This window comes from Streptomyces sp. SID11385, assembly GCF_010548245.1.
Lineage (GTDB): Bacteria > Actinomycetota > Actinomycetes > Streptomycetales > Streptomycetaceae > Streptomyces.
Genome location: NZ_JAAGLR010000972.1, coordinates 22,649 through 31,251, shown reverse-complemented (window position 1 = coordinate 31,251; position 8,603 = coordinate 22,649). Strand labels below are relative to the sequence as shown.

Here is an 8,603-nt window from a genome sequence, read left to right as displayed (position 1 = left end):
AGGCCCCCGGCCGCGTACACCGCCTCCTCGGTCTCGCGCGCCGCGCGCCGCCGCAGCACGGCGGCGACCTCCTCGGGGCCCGCCCCCTCGCCGAGCCCGAGCGCCTTGAGCAACCGCTCGCGGTGGTGCGGGTAGTTGGCGTGCGTACGGACCCAGCCGTCCGCCGTGCGCCAGAACCGCGAGAGCGGCGCGAAGCTCTCCGGCGCGCGCCCCTCGACACGCAGGAGCCGCTCGCTCGCGAAGGCGGCCGCCACGGCCCGGTCGTCGATCCGCACCGCGGGAACGGCGCCCCCGTCCCGTACGGAGACCAGTTCGGCGGCGGCGAGCCCACAGGCCCCCGCGCACGCGGCGGCCAGCTCACGGACCGGGAGCCGCGCGGCGAGCACCCCGGAGTCCTCGTGACGGGTGACCCGGGCGAGCAGAGCGGGATCGCCACTCAGTGCCGCCCAGGCGGAGGCCAGACCGGGTGAGGCTTGAGATTCCATGGCGCCACTATGGCACTGAGTGCCACACCGGGGAAGATGTGCGGGACAGGGAACGCGTGCGGGGGAAGATCCCGGGAACCCCCGCCCACCCCCGGCCGTTGGGCCCGTCGGGGGGCCCATCCACCCCCTAGGTGATCCGTTCGACGCCCCCCTAAGGGTAAAAACGAAGGCGGGACAGCCCCCTCGGACCGCCCCGCCCCCGCAACCGGCACCGGAACCTGTGCGGCACACCCGCGCGGGAACCCCTACCGGGAAACCGTTACTTCACCGCGTTGAGCGCGTTCGCCACGCCCTCCCCGTAGAAGCCGTTCTTCTTCTTGCCGCCCTCGCACACCGCGTCGATCTCGCCGTCGCCGTCGATGTCGTACGGCGCCCCGCAGGCCGTGTCGTCGGCGCCCGCGTACAGGAGCGCCTTGACGAGCGCCGCGGGGGCGTGCGGGTGGCGGGACTTGATGAGGGCCGCGACGCCCGCGACGTGCGGGGAGGCCATCGACGTACCGGCCATGTAGCCGTAGCCGCCGCCGGGCAGCGTGCCGAGGATGAGGCCGCTCGTGGCCGGCGGGGCCGGGGTCTGGTAGACGGTCGAGTCGCCGCCGGGCGCGGCGATGTCGATCTGCCCGTTGCCGTAGTTCGAGAACGAGGACTTCAGGCCCTTCGCGCCCGTCGAGGCGACGGTGACGACACCCGGGAGCTGGGTCGGGATGTCGAAGCACTTCGAGGTGTCCACGACGCGGTCACCGGGCGTCGAGTCGTTGGGGCTCGCCGGGTCGGTGATCTTCTCGCTCGCGAGGTCGTAGTTCTCGTTCCCCGCCGCCGCGACGTTGACCGTGCCCTTCAGCTCGGCGTACGACGTGGCCCGCTTGACCGCCTCGACGAGGGCCTTCTGGTCCGGGTCGTTGGTGCAGTTGAAGTACCACGGGTCCGTGTAGTAACTGTTGTTCGTCACGTCCACGCCGTGGTCGGCCGCCCACATGAAGCCGCAGACGACGGCCTCCGTGTAGAAGAAGCCCTCGGTCGTGGAGACCTTGATGCCCGCGACCTTCACGCCGGGCGCCACCCCGCTCATGCCGATGCCGTTCTTCGCGGCGGCGATCTCCCCGGCCACGTGCGTGCCGTGCGGGCTCTCGGCCGCGCTCGGCCGCCAGGCCCCCTCGCTCGTGTCGGGCTTGCCCCCCACGCAGTTGACGGAGGCCGCCCGGTCGAAGTTCGCCGCGAGGTCGGGGTGCGTGTCGTCCACGCCCGTGTCGATGACGCCGACCGTCACCTTGCTGCTGCCGAGGTACTTCTCGTGCGCCTTGTCCGCCTTGATCGCGGCCAGGTCCCACTGGAGCCCCTCCAGCGGGTCCTTGTCGGCGGCCGCCGCGTTCGTCCTCGCCGCGTTCGCCTTCGCCGCGGCGGAGACATCGGCCTTCGAGAGCTTGATCGGGCTGCCCGTGTCGGTCGTCGACTGGGCGGGCAGCGGAGCCGTCCGCGTCGCCCCCGCGCTCTGCACCCCGAGCACCTTGCGGATCGCGGGCGCGAAGCCGGTCCGGTCCGAGTGCGCGACGATCACGCCGATCTTGTCGTACGCGTACACGACCTCGCCGCCCGCTCTCTCCACCGCCTTGCGGTAGAAGGCCGAATCGGCGAGCCCCGGCAGCACGTTGACGACATAACTCGTCGGGGTGCCCACCTCGCTCACCGTCGGCGAAGCGGCAGGGGGCGCGGCCGAGGCGACCGTGGCGGGCACCACGGCCAGCGCGGTGGCGAGGCCGAGCCCCACGGGTATCGCGAGGGCGCGGCGGGAACGGACGAAGAGCACCGGCATGGGGTCTCCAGTTCGGGTACGAGGCGTCTGCGCTGAAGTGGTACGGGCCGTGCGGTGTGCGAAGCGGCGTACGGGGCGCGCCGAGCGGGCGCCTCGTACGGAGCGGGCCGAGCGGTGACGCACCGGGGCAGAAGGGCAACGGGCCTGTCCGGAGGGTGCGTTCGGACAGGTGCGTGAGCCTCGGCAAAGTGAAGCTATTCCCCTCACTCGCCGTCGGCAATCTTTTCCCAAAATCAGGTGCCCCGAAAATTACGCCGCGTTGAACCGGGTCGCGGGCACCGCCGTGCCGTTGTGCAGGGGGCGGCGGCACCAGTCCCCGCCCACCTGTTGTCCAGAGAGCACCATGTCCAGTTCCTCACCCTTGTCCCCACCACCCGCCCCCGCATCGCGAGGAGATTCCGTGGCCACCGAGACGCCCGAGCCGCACACCGGCTCGCCGCGCGGTGCCGGCGCACCCTCGACGGAGCAGTTCGTGGAGGTGCAGGAGAGCGCGGAGTTCGGAGAACTCCGGCGCACGCACCGCTCCTTCGCCTTCCCGCTCACCGTCGCCTTCGTGCTCTGGTACCTGCTCTACGTCCTGCTGTCCAACTACGCCGGTGACTTCATGGGCACCAAGGTCGTCGGCAACATCAATGTGGCCCTGGTCCTCGGCCTCGGCCAGTTCCTCACCACCTTCCTCATCGCCTGGTGGTACTCCCACCACGCCGCGACCAAGCTCGACCCCAAGGCGCAGGCGATCAAGTCCCGTCTGGAGGGCCAGGAATGAGCCAGCCGCTCAGCCTCGCGACCGGGCTGCCGCTCGCCGCGGAGGGTGCCAGCGAGCACCGCCCGCTGATCATCACGCTCTTCGCGATCTTCGTCGTCGCGACTCTTGTCATCACCGTCTGGGCTGGCCGCCAGACCCGCAACGCCGCCGACTTCTACGCGGGCGGCCGCCAGTTCACCGGTTTCCAGAACGGCCTCGCCGTCTCCGGCGACTACATGTCCGCCGCCTCCTTCCTCGGCATCGCCGGGGCGATCGCGCTCTTCGGCTACGACGGCTTCCTCTACTCCATCGGCTTCCTCGTCGCCTGGCTCGTCGCGCTCCTCCTGGTCGCCGAACCCCTGCGCAACTCCGGGCGCTACACGATGGGCGACGTCCTCGCCTACCGCATGCGCCAGCGCCCGGTCCGCACCGCCGCGGGGGCCTCCACGATCGTCGTGTCGATCTTCTACCTGCTCGCCCAGATGGCCGGGGCCGGCGTCCTCGTCTCCCTGCTCCTCGGCATCACGAGCGACGGCGGCAAGGTCGCGATCGTCGCGCTCGTCGGCGTCCTGATGATCGTCTACGTCACGATCGGCGGGATGAAGGGCACCACGTGGGTGCAGATGGTCAAGGCCGTGCTGCTCATCATCGGCACCGTCCTCATCACCGTGCTCATCCTGTGGAAGTTCCACTTCAACGTCTCCGAACTCCTCGGCAAGGCCGCCGAGAACAGCGGCAAGGGCTCGGCCTTCCTGGAGCCGGGGCTCAAGTACGGGGCGACCGCGACCTCGAAGCTCGACTTCCTCTCGCTCGGCATCGCCCTCGTCCTCGGCACCGCCGGGCTCCCGCACATCCTGATCCGGTTCTACACCGTGCCCACCGCCAAGGCCGCGCGGAAGTCCGTCAACTGGGCGATCGGCATCATCGGCGTCTTCTACCTCATGACGATCGTCCTCGGCTTCGGCGCCGCCGCGCTCCTCAAGCCGAAGGAGATCACCGACTCCAACCCGGCGGGCAACACGGCCGCCCCGCTCGCCGCCCTGGAGATCGGCGGCGGCTCGGGCTCGACGGGCGGCGCGATCCTCCTCGCCGTCATCTCCGCCGTCGCCTTCGCGACGATCCTCGCCGTCGTCGCCGGGCTCACCCTCGCCTCGTCCTCGTCCTTCGCGCACGACATCTACGCGAACGTCATCCGCAAGGGCAAGGCGACCGACAAGGAGGAGGTCCGCGCCGCGCGCTGGGCCACCGTCGCCATCGGCATCGTCTCGATCGGCCTCGGCGCCCTCGCCCGCGACCTCAACGTCGCCGGGCTCGTCGCCCTCGCCTTCGCGGTCGCCGCCTCGGCGAATCTCCCGACGATCCTCTACAGCCTCTTCTGGAAGCGCTTCACCACCCAGGGCGCGCTGTGGTCGATCTACGGCGGCCTCGCCTCCTCGGTCCTGCTCGTGCTCTTCTCGCCGGTCGTCTCCTCCAAGCCCAGCTCGATGTTCCCCGACGTCGACTTCGCCTGGTTCCCGCTGGAGAACCCGGGACTCATCTCCATCCCGCTCGGCTTCCTGCTCGGCATCCTCGGCACGTTCTTCTCCAAGGACGAGCCGGACAAGGGCAAGTACGCGGAACTGGAGGTCCGCTCCCTCACCGGCACGGGCGCGCACTGACACCTCGTACGGGAACGCCCCGGCGCCGCGTACGGGCACGCCCCGGCACCTCGTACGAGGCGCGCACCGGCGCCCCCGCACGCACCTCCCCGGGAGCCGCGCCGCACCCCTGACCACGGGGCGCGGCGCGGCTCCCGCCGTTCCGCACCGAAGTCCGCCGATCTCGGGCAGCCCGCCCGCGGCCACCGTCACGTAGGCTCGAAGCCCGTCCGTCGTACGAAAGGGAGGCGGGCCGCATGCTCCTCGACACCTACGGCAGGACCGCCACCGATCTGCGGGTCTCCCTCACCGACCGGTGCAATCTGCGCTGCACGTACTGCATGCCGGAGGAAGGGCTCCAGTGGCTCGCGAAGCCCGAGCTGCTCGACGACGAGGAGATCGTCCGCCTCGTCCGCCTCGCCGTGACCCGCCTCGGCATCACCGATGTCCGCTTCACGGGCGGCGAACCCCTCCTGCGCCGCGGCCTCGTGGACCTCGTACGGCGCTGCGCCGCACTCGACCCGCGCCCGAAGCTCTCCCTCACCACCAACGGCATCGGCCTCGCCCGCACCGCGAGCGCGCTCGCCGAGGCGGGGCTCGACCGCGTCAACGTCTCGCTCGACACCCTCGACGCGGAGGTCTTCCACCGCCTCACCCGCCGCGACCGCCACCACGACGTCCTCGCCGGACTCGCCGCCGCGCGCGACGCCGGGCTGACCCCCGTCAAGGTCAACACCGTCCTCATGCCGGGCCTCAACGAGGACGAGGCCCCCGCCCTCCTCGCGTGGGCGCTCGCCGAGGGCTACGAGCTGCGTTTCATCGAGCAGATGCCGCTCGACGCGCAACACGGCTGGAAGCGCACCGGGATGATCACGGCGGACGACATCCTGCGCTCCCTGCGCACCCGCTTCACGCTCACCCCCGAGCCCGATGCGGCCCGCGGCTCGGCGCCCGCCGAACGCTGGCTCGTGGACGGGGGCCCGGGCAGGGTCGGGGTCATCGGCTCCGTCACGCGTCCCTTCTGCGCCGCGTGCGACCGCACCCGTCTCACCGCCGACGGCCAGATCCGCACGTGCCTCTTCGCGACCGAGGAGACCGACCTGCGCGCCCTGCTCCGCTCGGGCGCCGACGACGAGGCCGTCGCGGAGCGGTGGCGCGCGGCGATGTGGGGCAAGAAGGCCGGCTCGGGCCTGGACGACCCGTCCTTCCTCCAGCCGACCCGTCCGATGTCGGCGATCGGCGGCTGAACCGGGGTCCGCCCCTCAGGCGCCTTCCCGCTCCTGCCACTCCGCGAGAGCGACGACGTCCTTCAGGAAGCCCCGCACGCCGAGGAACTGCCCCAGCGTCTCCCGGTGCTCCCCGCACGCCAGCCACGTCTTGCGCCGCTCCGGCGTGTGCACCTTCGGATTGTTCCAGGCGAGCACCCAGACGGCAGCCTCACGGCAGCCCTTGGCGGAGCAGACGAGCGTGGTGTCCTCGGACATGACGGGGTGCTTTCGGTACGGGGATGAGGGGGGCGGGCACTGCGGGAGGCCCGGGAAAAGGCGACGCCGAGCAGCCACGGGGGGAGCTGCCCGGCGTCGGTCCATCGCTCCGACGGGGGATGCGGAGCGCGCTGAAAGTATGGCACGAGCCCCCTGCCCGGGTGCAGCCGAACTCAGGGATTGGCGTGGAATCCCCCCGGCACGAGCCCTCCCGCCCGGGCCGTCGCGGGCCTCGCCCGGGCCGTCAGGCCCGCTGGTCGCGGGGGTCGTTCGGCTCGGCCGCCGCCGGATGGACCGTGCCCTCCAGGGCCGGGCGCTGCGGTGGTGGCACGTAGGTGCGGGGCAGGGAAGGGGCGTTCTCGCGGCCCGCGTTGGCGATGACGACGGCGACGTAGGGGAGGAAGGCGCCCAGCACGAGCGCCACGACGGCCACGTACCGCTCCACGTTCCACAGCAGCATCGCCGCGATGACCGAGGCGGTGCGCACCAGCATCGAGATGACGTAACGCCGTTGCCGGCCGCGCACGTCGTCCTGGAGTCCCGCGCGGGCCCCGGTGATCCGGAAGACCTCTTGCTCCGCCTGCTTGCGCGCCACGTTCCACCATCCCTCGACGAACCCGTCTCACGGTACGCCGCACGGCCCACGCCGACGAGACCGGGGCCGCCGGGCGGGGCGCCCCGCGCCGTACGGACCGCTCCGGCGTGCGGCGTACGACGGACGGACCGATGCTGGTAACCGGCGTCCGCCGCCCGGCGGACGGCAGCGGTCGAGGGAGTGGCACATGGGCTGGATCTGGGCGATCATCGTCGGCTTCGTCCTTGGCTTCATCGCCAAGCTCGTCCTGCCGGGCAAGCAGCACAGCCCGCTGTGGCTCGTCGTCGTGATGGGCACCATCGGCGGCCTCGTCGGCAACGCGATCGCCTCCGCCTTCGGCGTCCGCTACACCCACGGCATCGACTGGAGCCGCCACGTCTTCCAGCTCGTCGCCGCGATCGTCCTCGTCGCGGTGGGCGAGTCGCTGTACAAGGCGGTGAAGGGGAACAGGGTGGGGCGCTGAGGCCGCGCCGGTACGGGTACGGGGCCGCCCGCGCCCTTCGCGCGAGCGGCCCCGTACCCGTGTGCGTACCGCCGGGGAAGGCCCTCAGGCCCCGGTGACCTCCACCGCGGCCAGGTTCTTCTTGCCGCGGCGCAGCACGAGCCAGCGGCCGTGCAGCAGCTCGCTCGCGGCCGGGACGGCGTCCTCGGCCGTGACCTTCGCGTTGTTCACGTACGCGCCGCCCTCCTTGATGGTGCGGCGCGCGGCGGACTTGCTCGCCACGAGACCCGTCTCGACGAGCAGGTCCACGACGCCCACGGGCTCGGCCACGCTCGCCCGGGGCAGCTCGCCGAGCGCCGCGGCGAGCGTCGCCTCGTCCAGCTCGGCCAGCTCGCCCTGGCCGAAAAGCGCCCGCGAGGCCGCGACGACGGCGCGGGTCTGCGCCTCGCCGTGCACGAGCGTCGTCAGTTCCTCGGCGAGCGCGCGCTGCGCGGTCCGCGCCTGCGGCCGCTCGGCCGTCACGGCCTCCAGCTCCTCCAGCTCGGCGCGCGGGCGGAAGCTGAGGATGCGCGTGTAGCGGCTGATGTCGCGGTCGTCGACGTTGAGCCAGAACTGGTAGAAGGCGTACGGCGTCGTCATCGACGGGTCGAGCCACACGGCGCCGCTCTCGGACTTGCCGAACTTCGTGCCGTCCGCCTTCGTCATGAGCGGCGTCGCGAGCGCGTGCACCTGGGCCTCGGGCTCCACGCGGTGGATGAGGTCGACGCCCGCCGTGAGGTTGCCCCACTGGTCGCTGCCGCCCTGCTGGAGTACGCAGCCGTGCCGCCTGTACAGCTCCAGGAAGTCCATCGCCTGGAGCAGCTGGTAGCTGAACTCCGTGTAGGAGATGCCCTGTTCGGACTCCAGGCGGCGGGCCACGGACTCCTTCGTGAGCATCTTGTTGACCCGGAAGTGCTTGCCGATGTCGCGCAGGAACGCGATGGCGCTGAGCCCGGACGTCCAGTCGAGGTTGTTGACCATGCGCGCCGCGCTCGGCCCCTCGAAGTCGAGGAAGGGCTCGATCTGCGCGCGCAGCCGGTTCACCCACTCCGCGATCGTCGCCGGGTCGTTGAGCGTGCGCTCCGCCGTCGGGCGCGGGTCGCCGATCTGCCCGGTGGCGCCGCCGACGAGGGCGAGCGGGCGGTGCCCGGCCTGCTGGAGGCGGCGCACCGTGAGGACCTGCACGAGGTGCCCGACGTGGAGCGAGGCCGCGGTCGGGTCGAAGCCGCAATAGAAGGTGACGGGACCGTTCGCGAGCGCCTTGCGCAGGGCTTCCTCGTCGGTGGACTGGGCGAAGAGCCCGCGCCACTTGAGGTCGTCGACGATGTCCGTCACGGTCGTGCACTCCTCGGCTTCGGTCGCGCGCGGA

The 8,603-nt window shown here is 71.8% G+C and carries 8 protein-coding genes and 1 pseudogene; 4 read left to right on the top strand and 5 right to left on the bottom strand.

Annotated features, from left to right (window positions below):
* Both G3I42_RS29665 and G3I42_RS29660 read right to left on the bottom strand, forming a co-directional pair.
* Nucleotides 1-485, bottom strand: a pseudogene (locus G3I42_RS29665) (hypothetical protein); the annotation flags it as partial.
* 259 nt (nucleotides 486-744) lie between these two features.
* Nucleotides 745-2,292: a S8 family serine peptidase gene (locus G3I42_RS29660; protein WP_164290833.1), complete on the bottom strand. Its 1,548-nt coding sequence runs from the start codon at nucleotides 2,290-2,292 to the stop codon at nucleotides 745-747.
* A 400-nt stretch (nucleotides 2,293-2,692) separates the two neighbouring features.
* Between G3I42_RS29660 and G3I42_RS29655 the strand changes: the two genes are divergently transcribed.
* From G3I42_RS29655 to moaA, 3 genes are all read left to right on the top strand, one after another.
* A complete protein-coding gene (locus G3I42_RS29655) occupies nucleotides 2,693-3,058 on the top strand; it encodes a DUF485 domain-containing protein (RefSeq protein ID WP_164290832.1) in 366 nt (121 codons plus the stop codon).
* The gene (locus tag G3I42_RS29650) at nucleotides 3,055-4,695 is read left to right on the top strand and encodes a cation acetate symporter (protein ID WP_164290831.1); all 1,641 of its coding nucleotides are present in this window, start codon (nucleotides 3,055-3,057) and stop codon (nucleotides 4,693-4,695) included. Before G3I42_RS29655 ends, G3I42_RS29650 begins: the two co-directional genes overlap by 4 nt.
* A 236-nt stretch (nucleotides 4,696-4,931) precedes the next feature.
* Nucleotides 4,932-5,921, top strand: a complete 990-nt coding sequence (gene moaA / locus G3I42_RS29645) for a GTP 3',8-cyclase MoaA (RefSeq protein ID WP_164290830.1) — start codon at nucleotides 4,932-4,934, stop codon at nucleotides 5,919-5,921.
* 15 nt (nucleotides 5,922-5,936) lie between these two features.
* Here the strand turns inward: moaA and G3I42_RS29640 are convergent, their stop codons facing one another.
* Together G3I42_RS29640 and G3I42_RS29635 are read right to left on the bottom strand one after the other, a co-directional pair.
* Nucleotides 5,937-6,158 carry a hypothetical protein gene (locus G3I42_RS29640; RefSeq protein WP_164290829.1) on the bottom strand — a complete coding sequence of 74 codons (222 nt, stop codon included), beginning with the start codon at nucleotides 6,156-6,158 and terminating at the stop codon, nucleotides 5,937-5,939.
* A 244-nt stretch (nucleotides 6,159-6,402) separates the two neighbouring features.
* Nucleotides 6,403-6,753 carry a DUF3099 domain-containing protein gene (locus G3I42_RS29635; protein WP_164290828.1) on the bottom strand — a complete coding sequence of 117 codons (351 nt, stop codon included), beginning with the start codon at nucleotides 6,751-6,753 and terminating at the stop codon, nucleotides 6,403-6,405.
* A 187-nt stretch (nucleotides 6,754-6,940) separates the two neighbouring features.
* On the opposite strand from G3I42_RS29635, the gene G3I42_RS29630 reads away from it, so the two are divergent.
* Nucleotides 6,941-7,216: a GlsB/YeaQ/YmgE family stress response membrane protein gene (locus G3I42_RS29630; RefSeq protein WP_164290827.1), complete on the top strand. Its 276-nt coding sequence runs from the start codon at nucleotides 6,941-6,943 to the stop codon at nucleotides 7,214-7,216.
* Between the two features lie 84 nt (nucleotides 7,217-7,300).
* Here G3I42_RS29630 and tyrS read toward each other — a convergent pair whose 3' ends face one another.
* Nucleotides 7,301-8,569: a tyrosine--tRNA ligase gene (gene tyrS, locus G3I42_RS29625; RefSeq protein ID WP_164290826.1), complete on the bottom strand. Its 1,269-nt coding sequence runs from the start codon at nucleotides 8,567-8,569 to the stop codon at nucleotides 7,301-7,303.
* Nucleotides 8,570-8,603: the final 34 nt, after the last annotated feature.